This window comes from Pseudomonas sp. GOM7 (assembly GCF_026723825.1).
Classification (GTDB): domain Bacteria; phylum Pseudomonadota; class Gammaproteobacteria; order Pseudomonadales; family Pseudomonadaceae; genus Aquipseudomonas.
The window spans coordinates 3,314,785-3,336,659 of record NZ_CP113519.1; the positions used below are offsets into that span (position 1 = coordinate 3,314,785).

20 protein-coding genes and 2 tRNA genes are annotated in these 21,875 nt (G+C 57.4%); 1 reads left to right on the forward strand and 21 read right to left on the reverse strand.

Annotated features, from left to right (window positions below; all coding sequences use genetic code 11):
- Positions 1–49: 49 nt before the first annotated feature.
- From OU800_RS14510 to OU800_RS14590, 17 genes are all read right to left on the reverse strand, one after another.
- Positions 50–1,237, reverse strand: a complete 1,188-nt coding sequence (locus OU800_RS14510; protein WP_268177998.1) for a glycosyltransferase — start codon at positions 1,235–1,237, stop codon at positions 50–52.
- A 15-nt stretch (positions 1,238–1,252) separates the two neighbouring features.
- Entirely contained in the window at positions 1,253–1,924 is a 672-nt protein-coding gene (locus OU800_RS14515) for a class I SAM-dependent methyltransferase (protein ID WP_268177999.1), read from the reverse strand.
- A 33-nt stretch (positions 1,925–1,957) separates the two neighbouring features.
- Positions 1,958–3,148: a lipid II flippase MurJ gene (locus OU800_RS14520; RefSeq protein ID WP_268178000.1), complete on the reverse strand. Its 1,191-nt coding sequence runs from the start codon at positions 3,146–3,148 to the stop codon at positions 1,958–1,960.
- A 331-nt stretch (positions 3,149–3,479) separates the two neighbouring features.
- Positions 3,480–4,514 (reverse strand): SDR family oxidoreductase, encoded by a 1,035-nt coding sequence (locus OU800_RS14525; protein WP_268178001.1) that lies wholly within the window; start codon positions 4,512–4,514, stop codon positions 3,480–3,482.
- Positions 4,515–4,627: 113 nt separating this feature from the next.
- Positions 4,628–5,905 carry a Vi polysaccharide biosynthesis UDP-N-acetylglucosamine C-6 dehydrogenase TviB gene (gene tviB / locus OU800_RS14530; protein ID WP_268178003.1) on the reverse strand — a complete coding sequence of 426 codons (1,278 nt, stop codon included), beginning with the start codon at positions 5,903–5,905 and terminating at the stop codon, positions 4,628–4,630.
- A 39-nt stretch (positions 5,906–5,944) separates the two neighbouring features.
- Positions 5,945–7,405 carry an MBL fold metallo-hydrolase RNA specificity domain-containing protein gene (locus OU800_RS14535; protein ID WP_268178004.1) on the reverse strand — a complete coding sequence of 487 codons (1,461 nt, stop codon included), beginning with the start codon at positions 7,403–7,405 and terminating at the stop codon, positions 5,945–5,947.
- 213 nt (positions 7,406–7,618) lie between these two features.
- On the reverse strand, positions 7,619–7,903 hold the full coding sequence (ihfB, locus tag OU800_RS14540) for an integration host factor subunit beta (protein ID WP_129483565.1): 285 nt from the start codon (positions 7,901–7,903) through the stop codon (positions 7,619–7,621).
- A gap of 318 nt (positions 7,904–8,221) precedes the next feature.
- Positions 8,222–8,298: transfer RNA gene (locus OU800_RS14545), tRNA-Pro, on the reverse strand.
- A 75-nt stretch (positions 8,299–8,373) separates the two neighbouring features.
- Positions 8,374–8,730 (reverse strand): MerR family transcriptional regulator, encoded by a 357-nt coding sequence (locus tag OU800_RS14550; RefSeq protein ID WP_013716019.1) that lies wholly within the window; start codon positions 8,728–8,730, stop codon positions 8,374–8,376.
- Positions 8,711–9,013: an integration host factor subunit alpha gene (gene ihfA / locus OU800_RS14555; protein ID WP_003243414.1), complete on the reverse strand. Its 303-nt coding sequence runs from the start codon at positions 9,011–9,013 to the stop codon at positions 8,711–8,713. Before ihfA ends, OU800_RS14550 begins: the two co-directional genes overlap by 20 nt.
- 3 nt (positions 9,014–9,016) lie before the next feature.
- The gene (gene pheT, locus OU800_RS14560) at positions 9,017–11,395 is read right to left on the reverse strand and encodes a phenylalanine--tRNA ligase subunit beta (RefSeq protein ID WP_268178005.1); all 2,379 of its coding nucleotides are present in this window, start codon (positions 11,393–11,395) and stop codon (positions 9,017–9,019) included.
- Positions 11,396–11,439: 44 nt separating this feature from the next.
- Positions 11,440–12,456: a phenylalanine--tRNA ligase subunit alpha gene (pheS, locus tag OU800_RS14565; protein WP_268178006.1), complete on the reverse strand. Its 1,017-nt coding sequence runs from the start codon at positions 12,454–12,456 to the stop codon at positions 11,440–11,442.
- 96 nt (positions 12,457–12,552) lie between these two features.
- Positions 12,553–12,909 carry a 50S ribosomal protein L20 gene (gene rplT, locus OU800_RS14570; protein ID WP_003243409.1) on the reverse strand — a complete coding sequence of 119 codons (357 nt, stop codon included), beginning with the start codon at positions 12,907–12,909 and terminating at the stop codon, positions 12,553–12,555.
- A gap of 29 nt (positions 12,910–12,938) precedes the next feature.
- A complete protein-coding gene (rpmI, locus tag OU800_RS14575; RefSeq protein ID WP_044401775.1) occupies positions 12,939–13,133 on the reverse strand; it encodes a 50S ribosomal protein L35 in 195 nt (64 codons plus the stop codon).
- A 60-nt stretch (positions 13,134–13,193) separates the two neighbouring features.
- Positions 13,194–13,727 carry a translation initiation factor IF-3 gene (gene infC, locus OU800_RS14580; protein WP_268178007.1) on the reverse strand — a complete coding sequence of 178 codons (534 nt, stop codon included), beginning with the start codon at positions 13,725–13,727 and terminating at the stop codon, positions 13,194–13,196.
- A 17-nt stretch (positions 13,728–13,744) separates the two neighbouring features.
- Complete coding sequence (gene thrS, locus OU800_RS14585) at positions 13,745–15,667, reverse strand: threonine--tRNA ligase (protein WP_268178008.1); 1,923 nt, start codon at positions 15,665–15,667, stop codon at positions 13,745–13,747.
- Positions 15,668–15,935: 268 nt separating this feature from the next.
- Positions 15,936–16,012 (reverse strand) — tRNA-Val (locus OU800_RS14590).
- Between the two features lie 183 nt (positions 16,013–16,195).
- On the opposite strand from OU800_RS14590, the gene OU800_RS14595 reads away from it, so the two are divergent.
- Positions 16,196–17,479 (forward strand): NAD(P)/FAD-dependent oxidoreductase, encoded by a 1,284-nt coding sequence (locus OU800_RS14595; RefSeq protein ID WP_268178009.1) that lies wholly within the window; start codon positions 16,196–16,198, stop codon positions 17,477–17,479.
- A 49-nt stretch (positions 17,480–17,528) separates the two neighbouring features.
- Here OU800_RS14595 and OU800_RS14600 read toward each other — a convergent pair whose 3' ends face one another.
- The 4 genes from OU800_RS14600 to ercA form a co-directional block, all read right to left on the reverse strand.
- Positions 17,529–18,482, reverse strand: coding sequence for a PA2778 family cysteine peptidase (locus OU800_RS14600; RefSeq protein WP_268178010.1), 954 nt, complete (start codon positions 18,480–18,482; stop codon positions 17,529–17,531).
- Entirely contained in the window at positions 18,467–18,874 is a 408-nt protein-coding gene (locus OU800_RS14605; protein WP_268178011.1) for a PA2779 family protein, read from the reverse strand. The genes OU800_RS14600 and OU800_RS14605 overlap by 16 nt, the downstream gene beginning before the upstream one ends.
- Positions 18,875–18,952: 78 nt before the next feature.
- The gene (locus OU800_RS14610; RefSeq protein ID WP_268178012.1) at positions 18,953–20,677 is read right to left on the reverse strand and encodes a hybrid sensor histidine kinase/response regulator; all 1,725 of its coding nucleotides are present in this window, start codon (positions 20,675–20,677) and stop codon (positions 18,953–18,955) included.
- Entirely contained in the window at positions 20,661–21,824 is a 1,164-nt protein-coding gene (gene ercA, locus OU800_RS14615) for an alcohol dehydrogenase-like regulatory protein ErcA (protein ID WP_268178013.1), read from the reverse strand. Before ercA ends, OU800_RS14610 begins: the two co-directional genes overlap by 17 nt.
- Between the last annotated feature and the right edge of the window lie 51 nt (positions 21,825–21,875).

Sequence of the window (21,875 nt, forward strand, 5' to 3'; positions counted from 1 at the left end):
TTAAATCCTATAATAAGAACGAAATTTTATTTAAAAACTCGCAACTGACTCAGCGCAACTGCGCGCCTACTTCACGATATAGGGCTTCATAGGCATCGATACAGGCATTCATTGAAAATTTTTCTCTGACCCGCTCTCTTCCCTTATCTCCCATTAAAGCCCGGCCATCATCCAGCGCCACTTTCAACAAGGCGCCAGCGAGATGCTCCGGGCTGTGAGCAGGAACAACATATCCCGTCACACCGTCCAGCACAGCTTCCGCATTACCACCAACATCAGTTACTACCATTGGCAGCCCGGCGGCCATGCCTTCAAGCACGGCATTGGAAAAACCTTCCTCGTGCGAGCAGAGTACACCTATATCGGCTAAGCGTAGAAAAGTCGGCACATCTGAGCGCGAACCCAAAAAACGTATATTGGGGCCTATACCATGAGAGTTAGCCTGTTGCTGGAGATCAGCACCGATTCCGTCATCGCGACCAATGCACAGTACGGACCAAGGCTCGGGAAGTTCGTCTTTTATTTTGGCCAAGGCTTTGATCAGGTCAGCATGCCCCTTGTAGGGTATCAGGTTTGCAACAACGACGAACACCAGAGCATCATCCGGCACCTCGAACTCAGCACGGATCGCGTCAAGATCAAGTGAATGATCGTATGGAGGCAAGTCAATTCCATTATAAATAAGCCTAAGGCGTTGCTCACTTATCCCTTCACGGACCAACTCGTCTACAACCGCCCTCGAGTTACCACATACCAGTGTCATCCTTGGATGCAGGTACCTCTCGATTTTTGCAAAAAATGGATGAGCGGCTTGATAGTTATTCAAACTTCTGCGGCTCATGATACGAGCTGGAACTCTGGTAAATAAAGAAGCCAACCCACCAACCACATAGGCGGCAGGGAGAAAGAAATGTACTACTGCAGGCCGTCGGAACCACATCGTATAAATGAGCGCAACCGAGGTGAGCATTAGCCCTACACGTGCTTGCAGGCGCTTATTTTTAAAAAGGCGCGAAACCCAAGTAGGTAAAGTGACACCATGAATAGGCACCTTCGCGTCATTTAATAGGCGCGTCAAAGGCCCACCAGGCGTCAATACAAAAACCTCTGGCTCCCAACCACGCTTCTTCAGGCGCACGGCTATCTGAGCAACATGGCGCTCTGCGCCCCCGACCTCAAGCGAACCTATTACGTAAAAAACCCGGTTATTTTTCTGCCAAATATTTTTTTTAACCAATGCCTTTACTCTGTTCTATACTCGAGAGCCAATAACCGCGATGCTGTATGCATAGCCGCGATTCTGCATAAACCTTAGAACCGCCCGAGGTAAAAATCTACGAGCAAAAATATGCATAGGGGTAGCAGACAAATCTCCATAACCAAATTTTGCAATAACTTTTAGCCCTGCATCCTCAACCATACTTGCAAGTTGGCTCACCGTATAAATACGCTCATCAGTGATACCACCAGAATAAGTAGTATATTTCGTAGGGATTTCTATAACCACATACGGAGCACACCGAGACTGCTCTTTCAACAACTTAACAGTCACTTCACGATCAAAATGCTCAAGCACACCGCAGGAAAAAACCAAATCAAACTTCGATTCAAAACTCGACAAATCGAATGCATCCGCAACTTCAAACTTGGCCGGCACACCAATAAGTGATGCACGCTCACGCGCCAATTCAACCAATGACGGTTCGTTGTCAATCCCAGTAACATCATAACCGATTGAGGCCAAATATAATTCGGACCAGCCAGGACCACTGCCTACATTCAAGATACGAGCTGGCGCAGGACAATGACGTGAAATCATGCCGTAGAGTGTTTCATGAAATCCCCAATGTGCTACTGCCGTACCTAACCAATTTTGATCAAATGCCCCATGGGAATCGAAATATTTTTTCCAACGCTCTGACAAAATTCACCTCACAAACTCTAATAATTGATAACTCTAGGATCTTCCAAGAAAACTGTATCTCAGCCCCCAAAAACCTATAAGCAATGAAAAGAAAGCCCCCAACGTAATAGACAGTGCAATAGATAGCTCCCCAAAACGAGAGCTCAACAACCAATAACTAATACAAAGTACAAGTAAGCTAGCGACTGCCAATACAGTCATCATAAGCGGCATTCTTTGGGCTTGAAAAAATTTAGCAAATACATTTCCAAGCATGACGAATGGCAAACCAATCGATAACAACAACCAATGAGAGGAAACACGCGCAGCAGCCTCATCATCAAATCGCCCACTAAATAGCCATTCAAGCCCTATAGCGCCGAACACCCAAACACCGAGCGCGTAAAATACTCCGACAAGAGCAGACAAGAAAGCAGCTTTAACCAGAATTCTTTTCACTGCCACTGTATTGTTATGAGCGACAAGGTCAGAAAATCGCGCCAACAGCAAGGTGGAACAAGCCATTACCAAGAGCTGCAAGGCCGAAGAATGTAATCGATATGCATAGCCGAAAGCTGAAATGGCACCCTCCCCGTATTTAGCAGCCCACAAAGGAGGCAATGACACCACGACATTGGAGACAACAACCCCTGGCAAAATCCAGCCACCGAGCAACAGCATTTCCTGCCAAAGTGCTTTTATATTACTCCAGGCGGGAAGACGACCCCAAAAGATAAAGCCCGTGAATTTAAGTCCCCACAAGCAAATACAAACCTGCAGAGCCAAGCCAAGCACGGTTCCTGCAATCAAATTGAATAACCCCCCCTCGGGCCAAACGGCCAAAAGGGAAGCCCCCAAAATACCATTAGCTACAGGGGCAGCCGCAGCGATAGCGAAGCGATCACGCATTGCCAGTAAATAACCACAAGAGTCACCGATGAAGTTAAGCATCACCAAAGCCGCAGCAAATGGAAATGCAAATGCCATCGCGTTACGAACCTCGACCGTTGCCGAGGCGGCAAGTATTTCAACTAGCCAGGGACTGATGATTGCCAATAATAGAGAAATACATGCACCTAGCCCCAACATAACTAATAGTACGGATCGCTCGAACGCAAGGACTTCTGCACCACTGCAAGCAACGTTTAGTTTGGCCCTAACGGGGAATAGGCCTGTTTGCAGTACAGCGGCTGCAACGCCTGCAATCATGGTAGGCAAGACAATGGATAGGTTATAACCATCCATCTCTGAGCCAACCCCTAAGATGCGCGCGGTGAACCACAGCTTTATAAAAGCTGCTAACTGCGAGGCCACTGTAAGGACTGAAATAACAACTAGCTGCCTTCTCATATAAATGGCAGCATCGACATCGCTTCAAGCCGTATGATTTCCAGGCCAAATATTTTTTCCATCTTATCACTCATGATATTGGACTTATTAGCACACCTTGGCAGGACACGGCATTAAATATAAACAATCATCTGCAAGCCATTATCAACAACGCCCCTACACCCTCTCCCGCAAGCATGCAATGCCTAAAAACACAAGGCCCAGCACTTAACCATGCTTTGTTTTTTTATTTTTCAGACATAAAAAACGAAACATACCAAGGCATTGCCTTACTAATGCCAGCTCCTATATCCATTCTTGGCTCATAACCGAGCAGCCGTGAAGCCTTGCTAATATCCGCCTGCGAGTGACGTACATCACCAGCACGAAAATCACGATACACCGGAAGCTTGGTATAAATAACGCCATTATTCGCCAAGCTTTCTTTGATGGATGAAAATAGCTGATTAAGACTAGTTCGCCCTCCAACAGCGACGTTATAAACCTCATTTCCGGTAGAGCTAATATCACTGGTCGCAGCTAGCAGATTCGCTTGCACGGTATTTTCAATAAAGCAAAAATCTCGACTGGTTTCGCCGTCACCATTAATGAAAACATCCTCACCATTAATCATCGCGGCAGTCCACTTGGGGATGACAGCAGCATAGGCGCCACTTGGATCTTGACGCTTACCAAATACGTTAAAGTAGCGCAAACCTATCGCTTTAAAACCGTAGGTTCTGGAAAACACGTCAGCGTACAGCTCGTTGACATACTTGGTCACAGCATAAGGTGACAGCGGCTTACCTATTACCTCTTCTACCTTGGGCAAGCCTGGATGATCGCCATAAGTAGAGCTTGAAGCTGCATAGGTGAAGCTTTTTACCTCGGCGTCCCGGGCAGCAACCAACATATTGAGAAAGCCGCTGATATTGACCTCATTAGTAGTGATTGGATCAGCGATAGAGCGCGGCACTGAACCCAACGCAGCCTGATGCAACACATAGTCGACCCCGTCGCAAGCTTTTTGGCATGCGCTCAGATCACGAATATCAGCCTCAATAAAATTAAATCGCTGCCATTGCTCTACACTAACGACCTGCTGTACTTCGTCGAGATTACGCTGATGACCAGTGGCGAAGTTATCTAACCCAACGACACGTTGGTCAAGCTTGAGTAAGGCCTCCAACAGATTGGAGCCTATGAAGCCGGCCACACCAGTAATGAGCCATGTCTTAGGATTTTCAGGTAGTTCTTGCAGCAAAACATCATAGGGCATCATGGGCTCAATTCTTTGTGTGTAACTGGTTTAAATCTCGTCAGCTTGACCTAACAACGAAATCACTGTTTTAAACTAAACTTCATCAATATCTGCAAGGGGTTGCGCAGCCACCATTACAGGCGAATATCAGATTCCGAAGCACTCAACAAATACTTGAGGTCGTACAGAACATGCTCAGCCTTACCATACTTCCGGATATTTTCCGCACCCAAAGATCTAAACTGGTTATGCGCTACAGCCAGGATGATCCCGTCATACGTATTGGACGCAGGCGTCATAATGGGTTTAAGCCCATACTCATGCTTAGCCTCTTCAGGATTCACCCATGGGTCGTAGACATCGACTTGAATATTATAATCTGCCAACTCACGAACAATATCCACTACCTTGGTATTGCGCAGATCCGGGCAGTTCTCTTTAAACGTCAGTCCCATTACCAACACACGAGCCCCATCAACATGGATGCGACGCTTAAGCATAGCTTTGATAAGTTGCGATGCGACATAGGCGCTCATGCTGTCGTTAAGCCGGCGACCCGCAAGAATGATTTCAGGGTGATAGCCGATGCTCTCCGCTTTGTGGGTCAAATAATAAGGATCCACTCCAATACAGTGCCCCCCCACCAGCCCCGGCCTGAACGGCAAGAAATTCCACTTGGTACCCGCAGCTTTGAGTACTGCTTCGGTATCGATACCCATCTTATTGAAGATCAGCGCCAGCTCATTGATCAAGGCAATATTCAAGTCACGTTGAGTATTCTCAATTACCTTGGCCGCCTCAGCAACTTTGATACTGCTGGCCTTGTATGTGCCAGCCGTGATGATTTGTCGATACAGAGAATCCACCAGCTCGGCAACCTCCGGCGTGGAACCCGAGGTGACTTTCATGATAGTGGTTACGCGGTGTTCCTTGTCTCCTGGATTTATACGCTCCGGGCTATACCCTGCATAAAAATCCTCATTGAATTTGAGACCAGAGAACTGCTCCAGCACAGGAACACAATCATCCTCAGTCGCACCGGGATAGACAGTGGACTCATAAATGACTATATCGCCCTTCTTCAAAACCTTGCCGATGGTTTGCGAGGCTTTGATAAGAGGCGTTAGATCAGGCTTTTTGTGGACATCAATAGGCGTCGGCACAGTGACGATATATGTATTGCAGGCTTTGAGATCCTCGATATCGGCGCTGTAATTAAGGTGAACGGCATGCTTCAGCTCTTCATCGCTGACTTCAAGGGTCTCGTCATGCCCTGCCTTGAGCGCTTCGATGCGTTGCTGATTGATGTCGAATCCCACTACGGAACGAGATTTACCAAATTCCGCGGCAAGAGGCAGACCAACATAACCAAGACCGATGATGGCGAGCTTGATATCGTCCACTTTAAGCATGAAGTACGTCCAAATAATTGATCATAAATTTATTTAAATTCATTCAGGAATCACTACCCTTACCTGTCGCCTGGCTAGGCTATAGCGTTCCTGCAAAGTTTCGCTCAACTGGGCTTTAGCTCCAACATCCCCGTGCACGATACGCACCTCTGACGGCCAGCGCGTCATTCTGCTAACAAAGCCAAGCAGACCCTTCTGATCGGCATGGGCCGAGTAGCCGCCTATGGTATGCACCTGAGCGCGAATGTCATAGCGCTCGCCATCAATTTCTACATAACCGTTATGAGGGCCGAAGCGCTGGATCTGTCGCCCGGGTGTGCCATCTGCCTGATAGCCAACGAAAAGCACATCATGCCGCTCATCACCCAGCATTGCTTTGAGGTAGTTGACGATACGCCCACTGGAGCACATGCCGCTGCCAGCGATAACGATAGCCGGCTGAGCGGCTTGCTTCAGGCGGTTGACCATAGCCAGGTGGGCCTTGTGGCTATCGACCGTGAGCAGGTTGCGAAAGGCCAGTGGGTTACGCCCCTTGGTCAAACGCGCCCTCGCCTCTGCATCCCAGAAGTGATCGAGCTCGCGATACACCGCACTAAAACGACTGGCCAGCGGGGAGTCGAGGATGATCGGCAGGTTGGCCCAGTCCAATGCCGGAGCTTTACTTGATCTGGAGTCGTCAAACTTGACTGAGTCAGCCTTGGCCATCCCGCGATGAATGATGTCCTCGAGCTCGTAGAGCAGCTCCTGAGTGCGGCCAATACTGAAAGCCGGAATCAGAACCGTGCCCTGGTTGCTCAAGGCATGCACCAGTACTTTTTCGAGACGCTGACGGCGCGTGCGGCGGTCTTCGTGCAGACGGTCGCCATAGGTGCTTTCGATGACCAGCACATCGGCTTTATAGGGTGCTTTGGGAGCAGGCAGGATCGGCGCATGAGGGGCGCCGAGGTCACCGGAGAAAACGATGCGCTTCTTTAGGCCCGTCTCGGGGTAGCGCACATCCACCTCGACATAAGCCGAGCCCAGGATATGGCCGGCGCGCTGCAAGCGCAGGCGGGCTTGCAACTGCTTGTTGTCGACCAGAGTGAACCACTGCTTGTAGGGCAACGCGACGATGCGCTGCTCGACCAGCTTCAGGTAGCGTTCGACCTGCTTCTGATCACGGCTGAAGCCAAGCTTGAAAGCATCTTCGAGCACGATGGGCAACAGTTTGGCCGATGGCTCGCTGCAGAGGATGGGGCCCTTGAAACCGGCCGCCAGCAGATAGGGAATACGGCCGACATGATCTATGTGAACATGCGTAGCGACCAGGGCCTTGATGCCCTCTATGGGGAAGTCGATAGCGAGCTGCCCGGCACGGGCACTACCATCGGGAGAGGTTTCAGCCCCTTGAAAGAGACCGCAATCGACCAGTAATGAAAATCCATCATCCATCATCAATTGATGGCAAGAGCCTGTCACGCCCGTGACGGCACCGTGATGAATGATAGAGGGGTACCGCACGACTCAATCCCTTAGCACTTGTGAAACCTGAGAGGACTCAGCCCCAGCGGTACAGACGCAGATACGTTGAAAAGCGAAAAAAACCAAAAGCCATCTGCTGGCTAATAGTGTGAATAGCCTCACATTTTGCCGGTTTTTAAAGATTTGGCAAGCGCAGCAAAGGGACTTTAAAAGGCACGAGCGTCCCGTATCAAAGAGCCTGAAAAACCTGCATCATTCCTCCTCATTGACCCGATCCCGCAACTCCTTCCCAGGCTTGAAGTGCGGCACGAACTTGCCATCCAGGCGCACGGACTGCCCGGTCTTGGGGTTACGCCCAACGCGCGGCGCGCGGTAATGAAGAGAAAAGCTACCGAAGCCGCGAATCTCGATCCGATCGCCTGTGGCCAAGGCCTGGGACATCTGCTCCAGCATGGTCTTGATGGCCAGCTCGACATCCTTGGAGGAAAGCTGCCCCTGGTGGGTGACGATTCTTTCGATCAACTCCGACTTGGTCATGGTTTTCCCTTCTTTTTCAAGCGGCTAGAAGATTCGGCGAATTGGTTTTAGCACGCTGATCACCTTTTGAACAGCCCTAAAAACAATGCCTTAGCACGCTTATCTGGCAAACCTCGACAGCGATGGCCAAACGACGGCAACGCCCTGGAAGCCAACGACAACAACCGACGCCATGACCAGGCAAGCCGAGCACATCCTCGAACGGCAGCAAAGAGGAGAAAAGCAGGAGGTAGAGCCGCCGCAGAGATAAGCACGGCGCACGCTCCGGAAACAAAAAAGCCTGGTCATCACTGACCAGGCTTTGATGTAGGGATTTGTTGGTCGGGACGGAGTGATTCGAACACTCGACCCCTTGCACCCCATGCAAGTGCGCTACCGGGCTGCGCTACGCCCCGACAATGCTTCCGGGTCACCGGAAGCGGGAGGAACTATACATTAAGCTTTTGAAATAAGGCAACTTTTTCTTTGCCTTACTTTTTCAGGACGTGCAGAACGTCTTCGAGCTCGGCGATCATCTGCTTGATCAGTTGACGATACTGAGTGGTGTCGTCCTTGGCTTCATCGCCGGACAAGCGCTGACGAGCGCCGCCGATAGTGAAGCCCTGATCGTACAGCAATGCGCGAATCTGCCGAATCATCAGCACATCCTGACGCTGGTAATAGCGACGGTTGCCCCGCCGCTTCACCGGGTTCAACTGTGGGAATTCCTGCTCCCAGTAACGCAGAACATGGGGCTTGACCGCGCAGAGTTCGCTCACTTCACCGATGGTGAAGTAGCGTTTGCCGGGGATCGCCGGTAGTTCGTCGTTATGACTTGGTTCCAGCATAGGCCTCGACCCTGGCTTTCAGTTTTTGCCCTGGACGAAAAGTGACCACACGGCGAGCCGTGATCGGAATCTCTTCCCCTGTTTTCGGGTTACGGCCCGGTCGCTGGCGTTTGTCGCGCAAGTCGAAGTTGCCAAAACCCGAAAGCTTGACCTGTTCATTCAGTTCAAGAGCCTGGCGGATCTCTTCAAAAAACAGCTCCACCAGTTCCTTGGCTTCCCGTTTGTTCAGGCCGAGCTCTTCGTACAGACGTTCGGCCATCTCAGCTTTCGTCAGAGCCCCCATACGCTACTTCCTTAACGTGGCGTTGAACCTTTGTTCGAGGGAGGTGAGGATATCCTGCGTCGCGGCACTCACCTCATCGTCGTTAAGAGTGCGCGATGGATGTTGCCAGGTCAAGCCAACCGCAAGGCTTTTTCTAAGCGGATCAATACCTTTACCCTGATAGACGTCAAAAAGCTTGAGGTCTGTCAGCCACTCGCCCGCCGCCTCACGGATGGCCGCCAGCACGGCTTCTGCCGGCTGCTCGCGATCGACCAGCAGCGCCAGATCGCGACGCACTTCAGGGAAGCGCGACAGCTCATTGAACACAGGCAGACGCCCAGCCGCCACTTCGGCCAACAGCAACTCGAAGAGGAACATCGGCTGATCCAGCTCCAGGGTCTTGGCCAACTCGGGATGCAAGGCCCCCATGAAGCCGACCAGGTGCCCTTCCCGCTCGATTCGCGCGGTCTGCCCCGGATGCAGGACGGCATGCTCGCCCGGCAAGAAGCTGAATGCATCGGCCGCACCGGCATACCCCAGCAGCGCCTCGACATCGGCTTTCAGGTCGTAGAAGTCGACGCTCTCACGGCTATTGGCCCAGCCTTCCGGCAGGCGACTGCCCGTGATCACGCCCGCCAGCATGGCTTCCTGCTTGAGCTCACCTAGCTGACCGACGAAGCGCAGGCCGCTCTCGAACAAGCGCACGCGCGACTGCTGGCGATTGAGGTTGTGCTGCAGCGCCTTGATCAGCCCCGGCCACAACGAGCAACGCATGGCCGCCATGTCGGCGGAAATCGGGTTGGCCAGTTGCAGGGGTTCGACGCCCGGCGCGAACAGCTCGAACAGCTTGGGATCGATGAAGCTATAGGTGATCGCTTCCTGATAACCACGCGCCACCAGCAGACGGCGCAGCGCCGGCAGCTCGGCACGCGCTTCGGCACGTGCCTGCGGCGCGAGACGCGCTTGCGGATAGCGCACCGGCAGGCGGTTGTAGCCGTACAGCCGGCCCAGCTCCTCGATCAGATCCACTTCCAGGCTGATATCGAAGCGGTGGCTGGGCACACTGACCTGCCACTGACCGGCACCCTGAGCACTGACGCCCAAGCCCAGCGAGGTCAGCAGGCGCTCGACCTCGGCGCCGTTCATATCCATGCCCAGCATCTGGCTGATGCGCTCGGCGCGTAGGGTAATCGGAGCCACCTTAGGCAGATCGACCTCGCTGACAGCCTCGATGATCGGCCCCGCTTCACCGCCGACGATTTCCAGCAGCAGCGCGGTCGCGCGCTCCATGGCCTGGCGCGCCAGTTGCGAGTCCACACCACGCTCGAAGCGGTGCGAAGAGTCGGTGTGCAGGCCATAGGAACGCGCCTTGCCGGCCACGGCAATGGTGTCGAAGAAGGCGCTTTCCAGGAACAGGTCGCGGGTCTTGTCACTGACGCCGCTGTGCTCACCACCCATGACGCCAGCGATGGCCAGGGCACGACTGTGATCGGCGATCACCAAGGTGTCGGCGCGCAAGCTGACCTCCTGGCCATCGAGCAGCACCAGCTTCTCGCCCTCTTCGGCCATGCGCACGCGAATGCCGCCGTTGATTTCGGCGAGATCGAAGGCATGCATCGGCTGACCCAGCTCGAGCATCACGTAGTTGGTGATGTCCACTGCCGCATCGATGCTGCGGATGTCGGAACGACGCAGGCGCTCGACCATCCACAGCGGGGTCGGACGAGACAGGTCGACGTTGCGCACAACGCGGCCGAGGTAACGCGGACAGGCCTTAGGCGCCAGCACTTCGACCGGGCGCACTTCGTCATGGGCAGGCGCGACGGCGTCGATGACCACCGGCGACACTGCGGCGCCATACATGGCACCGACTTCACGGGCCAGACCGGCGAGCGACAGGCAGTCGCCACGGTTGGGAGTCAAGCCGATCTCGATGCTGGCATCGTCCAGATTCAGGTAGGCACGGATGTCCTGACCAACCGGCGCATCGGCCGCCAGCTCCATCAGGCCGCTGTTGTCGTCGCTGATCTGCAACTCGGAAGCCGAACACAGCATGCCCTGGGATTCCACGCCGCGCAGCTTGGCCTTCTTGATCTTGAAGTCGCCCGGCAGCTCGGCACCGATCATGGCGAACGGAATCTTGATGCCGACGCGAGCGTTGGGCGCGCCGCAGACGACCTGGAAGGTCTCGCCGCCATTGCTTACCTGGCATACGCGCAGCTTGTCGGCGTCCGGGTGCTGTTCGGCACTGAGGATCTCGCCGACCACCACGCCACTGAAGGCACCGGCCACCGGCTGCACGGCATCGACCTCGAGGCCGACCATGGAAAGGCGCGCGACCAGATCCTCACGGGATACGTCGGGGTTCACCCAGCCACGCAACCATTGTTCACTGAATTTCATGTTGTCTGTTCTCCTTAAACGAATTCGATCACGAGGGGCGGTTACTAGCGAAATTGCGCCAGGAACCGCAGGTCGTTATCGAAGAACAGGCGCAAGTCATTGACGCCGTAACGCAGCATGGCCAGACGCTCGGCGCCCATACCGAAGGCGAAGCCGGAGTATTTCTCCGGGTCGATGCCGCTCATGCGCAGCACGTTCGGGTGCACCATGCCGCAGCCCATCACTTCCAGCCAGCCGGTTTGCTTGCATACACGGCAGCCCTTGCCGGAGCACATGACGCACTGCATGTCGACTTCGGCCGATGGCTCGGTGAAGGGGAAGAAGGAAGGACGGAAACGCACGCCCAAAGGCTTCTCGAAGAACACGCGAAGGAACTCTTCGATGGTGCCCTTGAGGTCGGCGAAGCTGATGCCCTCGTCGACCAGCAGGCCTTCGACCTGATGGAACATCGGCGAGTGAGTGATATCCGAGTCGCAACGATAGACGCGGCCAGGGCAGACGATGCGGATAGGCGGCTGCTGCGACTCCATGGTGCGCACCTGTACCGGCGAGGTATGGGTGCGCAGCAACATGTTGGCGTTGAAATAGAAGGTGTCGTGCATCGCCCGCGCCGGGTGGTGGCCGGGGATGTTGAGCGCCTCGAAATTATGGTAGTCGTCCTCGACTTCCGGGCCCTCGGCCACGCTGAAGCCGATATGGGTGAAGAACTGCTCGACACGCTCGAGCGTGCGCGTGACCGGGTGCAGGCCGCCGGAGGCCTGGCCGCGACCCGGCAGGGTCACGTCGATACGCTCGGAGGCCAGCTTCTCGGCGAGCAGGGCCTGCTCGAGCACGGATTTGCGGGCGCTAAGCGCATCCTGAACCTGCGTCTTGGCGGCGTTGATCAGGGCGCCGGCCTGCGGACGCTCCTCTGCCGACAGCTTGCCCAGGGTCTGCATCAGGGCAGTCAGTTCACCCTTCTTGCCCAGGTACTGAACCCGGAGCTGCTCCAGGGCGTTGACATCTTCGCTTCGTTGCACGGCCTCGAGCGCTTGGGAGACCAATGCATCCAGATTTTCCATGTACAGACTCCAGATACGAAATAGGGGAAGAGCTGTTAAGGCTCTTCCCCTATCTTTGACGTTGCCACCGGGCGAACCCGGTGATTGTCGGGGGACTTAAGCCAGAACGGCCTTGGCCTTCTCGACAATCGCAGCAAACGCCGCTTTTTCGTTCACTGCCAGATCGGCCAGAACCTTGCGGTCGATCTCGATCGACGCCTTTTTCAGGCCAGCGATCAGACGGCTGTAGGACAGACCGTTGACGCGAGCGCCGGCGTTGATACGAGCGATCCACAGTGCGCGGAACTGACGCTTGCGCTGACGACGGTCACGGTAGGCGTACTGGCCTGCCTTGATCACCGCCTGCTTGGCGACGCGGAACACGCGCGAACGCGCGCCGTAGTAGCCCTTGGCGAGCTTCAGGATTTTCTTGTGACGAGCACGAGCGATAACGCCACGCTTAACACGAGCCATGAGTAATTACCTCTAAGTATCTTGACCGATTAACGAACGCGCAGCATGCGCTCGACTTTTGCCTTGTCCGACGGATGCATCAGCTCGCTACCGCGCAGTTGACGCTTACGCTTGGTGGACATCTTGGTCAGGATATGGCTCTTGAAAGCGTGCTTGTGCTTGTAGCCCGAAGCAGTCTTCAGGAAGCGCTTTGCAGCACCGCTCTTGGTTTTCATCTTTGGCATGTTTAGTACTCCGCATTCATTAACAACTGATAACCATCAGGCCTGCCAGTGCCCGGGAGGTTATTTACGCTTCTTGGGAGCGATGACCATCATCAGCTGGCGTCCTTCCAGCTTGGGATGCTGTTCGACGGTGCCGAGCTCGATCAGGTCTTGTTCGACCCGCTTGAGCAGCTCCATCCCCAGCTCCTGGTGGGCCATCTCACGGCCGCGGAATCGAAGCGATACCTTGGCCTTGTCCCCATCTTCAAGGAAACGTACCAGGTTGCGTAGTTTTACCTGGTAATCCCCTTCTTCCGTCCCTGGACGAAACTTGATCTCTTTGATCTGCTGCTGGTGCTGGTTCTTCTTGGCAATAGCAGCCTGCTTTTTCTTCTCGAACAGGTGCTTGCCGTAGTCCATGATGCGGCAAACCGGAGGCACCGCATCAGCGGAGATTTCCACCAGATCCAGCTTGGCTTCCTCGGCAGCGCTCAGCGCCTCATCGATGGAAACCACACCAATCTGCTGACCGTCCGGCCCAATCAGGCGAACCTCACGCGCGGTGATGTTCTCGTTGATAGGCGCCTTGGGGGCGGCCCGCTTGTCCTGTCTCATATCACGCTTAATAGTTCTTACTCCAAATCTTGGCGACCACGCCGGGAAACCGTTTGCTGCAGTTGCGCCATGAACTGCTCGATGGGCAACGAGCCCATATCGACGCCTTCGCGAGTGCGCACAGCAACGGATCGTGTCTCGACTTCCCGATCTCCAATAACCAAGAGATAGGGAACCTTGAGCAAAGTATGCTCGCGGATTTTAAAGCCGATCTTCTCGTTTCTCAAGTCGGCCTTGGCACGGAATCCGCTTTGATTGAGGGTTTTCTCCACCTCACGGGCGAAATCGGCCTGTTTGTCGGTGATATTCATGATCACCGCCTGAGTCGGCGCCAGCCAGGCCGGGAAGGAACCGGCATAGTGCTCGATCAGCATACCGATGAAGCGCTCGAAGGAGCCGAGTATCGCACGATGCAGCATGACCGGGCGCTTGCGATTGTTGTCCTCGGCGATGTAGCTGGCCTCCAGGCGCTCCGGCAGGTTCGGATCGTACTGCAGCGTACCGCACTGCCAGTTGCGCCCCAGGCAGTCCTTGAGGGTGAACTCGATCTTCGGCCCGTAGAAGGCGCCCTCGCCCGGTTGATATTCCCAGGTCAGGCCCGACTCGTTGAGCGCGTCGGCCAGCGCTCCTTCGGCACGATCCCACAGCTCTTCGGAACCCACGCGCTTGGCCGGACGGGTCGACAGCTTCATGGACACATCGGTGAAGCCGAAGTCCTGGTAAACCTGCAAGGTCAGCTTGATGAAGTCGGCCGCCTCCTTCTTCACCTGCTCTTCGGTGCAGAAGATGTGTGCATCGTCCTGGGTGAAGCCACGCACACGCATGATGCCGTGCAGCGCACCGGACGGCTCGTTGCGGTGGCAGGCGCCGAACTCGGCGAGGCGCAGCGGCAGGTCGCGGTAGGACTTCAGGCCCTGGTTGAAGATCTGCACGTGGCACGGGCAGTTCATCGGCTTGACCGCGTAGTCGCGATTCTCCGACGACGTGGTGAACATGTTCTCGGCGTAGTTGGACCAGTGCCCGGAGCGCTCCCAGAGGATGCGATCGACCACCTGCGGCGTGCGCACCTCCACGTAGCCATGCTCACGCTGCACCTGGCGCATGTACTGCTCCAGCACCTGATAGACAGTCCAGCCATTGGGGTGCCAGAACACCATGCCCGGCGCCTCTTCCTGCAGATGGAACAGGTCGAGCTGCTTGCCGATGCGGCGATGATCGCGCTTCTCGGCCTCTTCGATGCGCTGGATGTAGGCAGCCAGTTGCTTCTTGTCTGCCCAGGCAGTGCCATAGATGCGCTGCAACTGCTCGTTCTTCGAGTCACCGCGCCAGTAGGCACCGGAAATGCGGGTCAGCTTGAACGCCTTGAGGAAGCGGGTATTGGGCACGTGCGGACCGCGGCACATGTCCACGTATTCTTCGTGGTAGTACAGGCCCATGGCCTGCTCGTCCGGCATGTCGTCGATCAGGCGCAGCTTGTACTCTTCGCCACGCGCCTTGAACAGCTCGATGACCTCGGCCCGCGGCGTCATCTTCTTGATGACGTCGTAGTCCTTGTCGATCAACTCCTTCATACGCTGCTCGATGGCGGCCATGTCCTCGGGAGTGAAAGGCCGACCGATGGCGATGTCGTAATAGAAGCCTTCCTCGATGACCGGGCCAATCACCATCTTGGCATCCGGGTAGAGTTGCTTGACCGCATGCCCAACCAGGTGCGCACAGGAGTGACGGATGATCTCCAGCCCCTCTTCGTCCTTCGGCGTGATGATCTGCAGGGTCGCATCGCTGTCGATCACGTCACAGGCATCGACCTGCTTGCCGTTCACCTTGCCAGCTAGGGTGGCCTTGGCCAGGCCTGCACCGATGGATTGGGCGACCTCCAGCACGGATACCGGATGATCGAACGAACGCTGACTGCCGTCGGGAAGAGTAATGGTGGGCATGGCGCCTCCTCTCCTAGTGGTGACCCCTACCAAAGGTCACGTGGGTTGGGATGAGCCAGGAAGCGATTCGGCGGTATACCCACCTAACGATGGCAGGAGCCCGAAGGCCAACCAGACCGAACCAGAGTCACTGGGGAAGTAAAGAGAGCGGATGCTTCCAGAAAGCCGCCACGCTGGCAAGCGCAACGACACTCAAGGGAGCACGCCCCGGCACCGGAAAATCCGGACAATAAAAAAGGGGTCGCCTGGCGACCCCTTTTTATCGATTTGGTAGGCACAATTGGACTCGAACCAACGACCCCCACCATGTCAAGGTGGTGCTCTAACCAACTGAGCTATGTGCCTTCGATGGGTGCGCATTCTACGCAGATCTTTTTGGCCGTCAACAGGTTTTTTCGCTAACCCACTGAAATAGGCCAATTTTTTTACCAGACACCCTTGTTGGATATTTTGCACGGGCACTAGCCGGCCATTTTCAACTCAGGTAGCATCGGGCCATTCGTAAAAAATAAAGAACAGAGGTTCAATATGATGCACACGGCTTATCCGCAATCCTATTACGCCGCTTCAGCCAACCCCGTCCCGCAGCGCCCTGCCCTGCAAGGCGAGGTGGAAACCGATGTGTGCATCATCGGCGCTGGCTATACCGGCCTGTCCACTGCGCTGTTCCTCCTGGAGAACGGCTTCAAGGTAAGCATCGTCGAGGCGGCCAAGGTCGGCTTCGGCGCCTCGGGGCGTAACGGCGGGCAGATCGTCAACAGCTACAGCCGCGACATCGATGTGATCGAGCGCAGCGTCGGCCCCAAGCAGGCGCAACTGCTCGGGCAGATGGCCTTCGAGGGCGGCCGCATCATCCGTGAGCGCATCGCCAAGTACGATATCCAGTGCGACCTCAAGGACGGTGGTGTGTTCGCCGCGCTGACTGGCAAGCAGATGGGCCATCTGGAGTCGCAGAAGAAGCTGTGGGAGCGCTACGGCCATACCCAACTGGAGCTGATGGATGCACAGCGCATCCGCGAGGTGGTGGCCACCGACAACTATGTCGGCGGCATGCTGGACATGAGCGGCGGCCATATCCATCCGCTGAACCTGGCGCTCGGCGAAGCCGCTGCCGTGGAATCGCTCGGCGGCGTGATCTATGAACAGTCCCCGGCCACACGCATCGAGCGTGGCGCCAACCCCGTGGTGCATACCCCGGAAGGCCGCATCAAGGCCAAGTTCGTGGTGGTGGCCGGCAACGCCTACCTGGGCAATCTGGTCCCGGAGCTGGCGTCCAAATCAATGCCGTGCGGCACTCAGGTGATCACTACCGAGCCGCTGAGCGATGAAATGGCTGCCAGCCTGCTGCCGCAGGACTACTGCGTCGAGGACTGCAACTACCTGCTCGACTACTACCGCCTCTCCGGCGACAAGCGCCTGATCTACGGTGGCGGTGTGGTCTACGGTGCGCGCGACCCGGCCAACATCGAAGCAATCATCCGCCCGAAGATGCTCAAGACCTTCCCGCAGCTCAAGGATGTGAAGATCGACTTCGCCTGGACCGGCAACTTCCTGCTGACCCTGTCGCGCCTGCCACAGGTCGGCCGCATCGGCGACAACATCTATTACTCGCAGGGCTGCAGTGGCCATGGCGTGACCTACACGCACCTGGCCGGCAAGGTGCTGGCCGAGGCACTGCGCGGCCAAGCCGAGCGCTTCGATGCCTTCGCCGACCTGCCGCACTACCCCTTCCCGGGTGGCCGCCTGTTCCAGGTGCCCTTCAGCGCCATCGGCGCCTGGTACTACACGCTGCGTGACAAGCTGGGCGTCTGAACCCACCCAGTAACGAAAACGGCGCCCGCGGGCGCCGTTTTCGATTGCATCAGGGGCAAGCCGGCAAGGCCTGGCACTGCCCTTCTGAACCACTGGCTTTCGGTGGTGCGGCGAAGCGCGAATCCTTCGGTGCCAAACGTTGCGCACAGGCCTGAGCCTGCTGCGCCTCGCGCGCGCAGCCCTGCTCGCCCAGCACCTGCGACAGGTTGAACCAGCCAGCCGCGAAACCTGGCTCTCGCTTGAGGCTCTCGCGCAGGGCCTGCTCGGCGCCCTTGCGGTCACCGTCGGCATAGCGGCTGTTGCTCAGGGCGAACCAAGGCAACGACTCCTTCGGCCAGGCCTCGCTCGCCGTGCGGTAGGCGCGGCGCGCGGCAGCGGCCTGACCGGTCTGCTCCAGATCGCTGGCCGCCTTCATCCAGGTGTGCATATCAGCCTGTGCGGGCAAACGATCGGGCGACAGCGTCACCACCGCCCAGCGCCCGCCTCGGGCCCAGGTTCTGTCGAAGGTATTGAAACTGGTTTCCAGCCGGCGCGTGGTGCCAGAGCGCAGCATCAGCTCGCGCTCGCGGCGGTCATAGCCCACCACCACAGCGAAATGCCACTGTGGGTACCAGTCGAAGCCCAGGTTCTGCAGCACCAGCACCGGATTGCCGGCCGCCACTTCGGCCAGCACGGCATCCAGCCGCGGCTGCAGCGGGTAGACCAGCATTTCATGGCTGCGCGCGGCAGCCACCATCTCCACCTGCAGGCTGCCTTCGCGGCCTGGGATGTAGACCTTGTCCTTGAGCAGGCCGGGCGACGTCATCACACCACGCTGGTTGAGCATGGTGGACAAGGCCGCCGGCCCGCACTGGTAGGCCTGCTGCGGAAAGAAGGGAACGTCGCTCAGCTCGACCCGTTCAGGCAAACGCTCGCCCTCCGGTGACAGCACCGGAGAGCGAGCACAAGCAGCGAGTAAAGCGAGAGAAGCGATGCAGCAGAGACGAATCAGCGATTTATGCATTTGACGAAACTGAAGATGTCGGTGGCGCACAGCATATCAGTGATGATGAAGATCACCAGAAACAACACGATGATACCCACCACACCAGCACCGGCAGGCGCCTGATCCAGTTGCTGGTTGAACTGTGCCAGCTCGGCCGGCGTCAGGCTGGCGATGCGCGCCTCCACCTGCTCGCGATCCACGCCCATGGCCAGCAGTTTGTCCTTGACCTGCTGATCGTCGAGCATGGCCAGCAGTTGCTGCTGGTCGACCTGGTGCTGCTGCTCGGCGATGACCTCGGGCGTGCCGATCATGGCCGCATTGGCCGCGGGAATCTGTACCACCAGCAGCAACTGCAGCAATGCGGTGAAGGCGGCCAGACGACGCATGAAGGGGGTCATGGATATTGTCATTGTAGTGATCTCCTGAGGGACGAACTAGCCAATAGACAGCATCGTATCGACGGAGGTTCAGCCCTCACAGCGCCCCGCTCAAGCCCCCTGGAGCAACTGGCTGAGCACCGCGCGCAGCTTGCCGGGCTTGACCGGCTTGTTCAGCAAGGGCACGCCCAGAACCTGCAGCTCACGCCGACAGGCATCGCTACGGTCGGCACTGATGACCAGTGCCGGAATCGGCTGAGCGAAACGCTCGCGCAACTGCTCGATCACCTGCGAACCAAGCACACCATGATCGAGGTGGAAGTCGGCGACGATCACCTCCGGCGCCCTGCCCTGCAGCCGTTGCATGGCCTCGGAAAGATCGACAGCGGTGATCACCTCGCAGCCCCACTGCCCGAGCAAGGCCGCCATGCTATGCAGGATATCCACTTCATTGTCGATCACCAGCAGGCGCCGGCCTGGCAAGGGATTGCCGAGCAGCGCCTGCGCCGCTGGCTGCACCTGGCGCTGCGGCCGCTCATGGGCCAGCGGCACGCGAATGCTGAATACCGAACCACGCCCCGGCTGCGAACGCACCTGTACCGGGTAGCCGAGCATGCGCGCGATGCGCTCGACGATGGCCAAGCCCAGACCAACCCCCTTGCGCTCAGCAGCGCGGCCGACCTCGAGCTGGTTGAACTCGAGGAAGATCTTGTCCAGTTGATCGGTGGCGATGCCCCGGCCGCTGTCCCACACCTGTATGTCGAGAAAGGCGCCGCGCCGCCGCGCGCCGAGCAGTACGCCGCCGCGCTCGGTGTAACGGCAGGCATTGCTGAGAAAATTGCGCAGGATGCGCGTCAGCAGGCGGAAGTCGGTACGCACCGCACAGTCGGCGATGCGCACGCGTAGGCGCAGACCGCTGGCCACTGCCACCCCCTCGAACTCCGAGGCCAACGGCGCCAGCAGTTCTTCCAGGCGATAGACGTCCACGTCCGGTTTGATCGCGGCCTGATCCAGCTTGGAGATGTCCAGCAGATCGGTGAGCAGGTCTTCCGCCCCCTCCAGCGCCAGGTGGCTGCGCTCCACCAGATTGTGCTCGGCGTTCGGCAGCTCGCGCTCGCGCAGGGTGGAGATCAGCAGGCGCGCGGCATTGAGCGGCTGCAGCAGGTCGTGGCTGGCGGCTGCCAGGTACTTGTCCTTACTGCGATTGGCCGCCTCGGCGGCATCGCGCGCCTCGCGCAGGGCCCGCTCGATGCGCTCGCGTTCGGCAATCTGCTGCTGCAGGTTGCGGTTGGATTCGAGCAGCTCGAAGGTGCGCGCCGCCACCCGTCGCTCCAGCTCGTCATTGAGTTGCTGCAGGCGCTGCTGGGCCTGCTTGCGCTCGGTGATATCGGCGACGAAGCCCTCGAACACGCCATCACCATCCGGTTTGAGCAGCAGGTTCATCAGCACGTCGATGGTGCTGCCATCGCGCCGCCGCAGGCGCGTCTCGTAACCCAGCAGTGCTTGCCCCTGGTTCAGCCGCTCACGGATCAGCGCCAGTTCGTCGAAGCCACCGACGAACAGGTGCCGGGCCAGGTCGCCCGGCGACCACAGCACCTGCTGCGGGTCGTCATAGCCGAGCATGCGCGCCATCGCCGGGTTGGCCGCCAGCACACCGTCCTGCAGGCTGGCCTGGATGATGCCGTGCACGGCATGCTCGAACAGCCATTTGTAGCGGTTGCGCTCGGTTTCCAGCTCTTCCAGACGCGCCAGCAGCTCCGGGTAATGACTCTTGCGCGCCGACTGGCTGCCCAGGCCCAGCAGCCCGGCCAGGGCCTCGTCAGAGCGCCTCGCCATAGACCACCTCGACATCGCGCTGGGTCGACTCGCGCGGGTTGGTGAGGATGCATGGGTCGTCCATGGCATGGCTGGAAAGGAAGGGAATATCCGAACTGCCGACGCCATGCAGGCCCAGGGTTTCACGGAAACCCACGGCATGCTTGAAGGCGATCAGGTGTTCGACCAGGCGCTGGCGGATCTGCGCGTGAGCAAGGCCTCGGCAGTCGATGCCGAGGGTTTCGGCGATGACCTTGAAACGCTCCGGCGCTGCGCTGTAGTTGAAGGCCACCACATGCTCGATCAACACCGCATTGCACAGGCCGTGCGGCAGGTCGAGGAAACCGCCCAGGCTGTGGCTCATGGCATGCACCGCGCCGAGAATGGCGTTGGAGAAAGCCAGGCCGGCCTGCATGCTGCCGAGCATGATCTTCTCGCGCAGGGCGATATCCTGCGGGTTGGCGATCATCTGCACCAGGTTGCCGTTGATCAGGCGCATGGCCTCCAGCGCGTGGGGGTCGGTGAGCGGGCCGTGGCCGGTGGAGACGAAGGCCTCGATGGCATGCACCATGGCGTCGATGCCGGTGCAGGCGCTGAGGAAGGGATCCATGCTCAGGGTGGTTTCCGGGTCGATCAGCGACACGTCCGGCACCACCGCCTTGCTGACGATGGAGAACTTCATCCGCTCCTGCTGGTTGGAGATGATCACGAACTGCGACACATCCGCCGAGGTGCCGGCAGTGGTGGGAATCAGAATCAACGGCGGGCTGGGCACACGGATGGTGTCCACCCCCTCGAATTCGAGAATGCTGCGGCCATGGGCGACGACGATGCCGATACCCTTGGCGCAGTCCATGGGGCTGCCGCCGCCGACCGCGACTATGACGTTGCAGCCCTCGCTGCGATACAGCTCGGCGCCCTCCATCACCTCTTCCACACGCGGGTTGGGCGACACCTTGGTGTACAGGCAGTAGGCGATGCCCAGGGCCTGCAGGCTGGCCTCGACATCCCCGGCCCAGCCGGCGGCGACCACGCCGGGGTCGGAGACGATCAGCACCTTGCGGGCACCGAAGGTTCGGGCGTAGTTACCGACATTGTGTCGGGAGCCAGCGCCGAAAATGATCTCGGGGGAAACGAACTTACGCAGTTGCCTCAAATCGTGGCTCATACAACGGCCTGAATCTTGTTGTTATGGACTGACCATCAGCCTACTGCATTG

Bases quoted from the DNA above. Each gene is read 5' to 3' on its own strand.
- OU800_RS14520 (WP_268178000.1), bottom strand. From the start codon at position 3,148: ATGGATGGTTATAACCTATCCATTGTCTTGCCTACCATGATTGCAGGC.
- OU800_RS14525 (WP_268178001.1), bottom strand. From the start codon at position 4,514: ATGATGCCCTATGATGTTTTGCTGCAAGAACTACCTGAAAATCCTAAG.
- tviB (WP_268178003.1), bottom strand. From the start codon at position 5,905: ATGCTTAAAGTGGACGATATCAAGCTCGCCATCATCGGTCTTGGTTAT.
- ihfB (WP_129483565.1), bottom strand. From the start codon at position 7,903: ATGACCAAGTCGGAGTTGATCGAAAGAATCGTCACCCACCAGGGGCAG.
- OU800_RS14550 (WP_013716019.1), bottom strand. From the start codon at position 8,730: ATGCTGGAACCAAGTCATAACGACGAACTACCGGCGATCCCCGGCAAA.
- ihfA (WP_003243414.1), bottom strand. From the start codon at position 9,013: ATGGGGGCTCTGACGAAAGCTGAGATGGCCGAACGTCTGTACGAAGAG.
- pheT (WP_268178005.1), bottom strand. From the start codon at position 11,395: ATGAAATTCAGTGAACAATGGTTGCGTGGCTGGGTGAACCCCGACGTA.
- pheS (WP_268178006.1), bottom strand. From the start codon at position 12,456: ATGGAAAATCTGGATGCATTGGTCTCCCAAGCGCTCGAGGCCGTGCAA.
- rplT (WP_003243409.1), bottom strand. From the start codon at position 12,909: ATGGCTCGTGTTAAGCGTGGCGTTATCGCTCGTGCTCGTCACAAGAAA.
- rpmI (WP_044401775.1), bottom strand. From the start codon at position 13,133: ATGCCAAAGATGAAAACCAAGAGCGGTGCTGCAAAGCGCTTCCTGAAG.
- infC (WP_268178007.1), bottom strand. From the start codon at position 13,727: ATGAGACAGGACAAGCGGGCCGCCCCCAAGGCGCCTATCAACGAGAAC.
- thrS (WP_268178008.1), bottom strand. From the start codon at position 15,667: ATGCCCACCATTACTCTTCCCGACGGCAGTCAGCGTTCGTTCGATCAT.
- OU800_RS14595 (WP_268178009.1), top strand. From the start codon at position 16,196: ATGATGCACACGGCTTATCCGCAATCCTATTACGCCGCTTCAGCCAAC.
- OU800_RS14600 (WP_268178010.1), bottom strand. From the start codon at position 18,482: ATGCATAAATCGCTGATTCGTCTCTGCTGCATCGCTTCTCTCGCTTTA.
- OU800_RS14605 (WP_268178011.1), bottom strand. From the start codon at position 18,874: ATGACAATATCCATGACCCCCTTCATGCGTCGTCTGGCCGCCTTCACC.
- OU800_RS14610 (WP_268178012.1), bottom strand. From the start codon at position 20,677: ATGGCGAGGCGCTCTGACGAGGCCCTGGCCGGGCTGCTGGGCCTGGGC.
- ercA (WP_268178013.1), bottom strand. From the start codon at position 21,824: ATGAGCCACGATTTGAGGCAACTGCGTAAGTTCGTTTCCCCCGAGATC.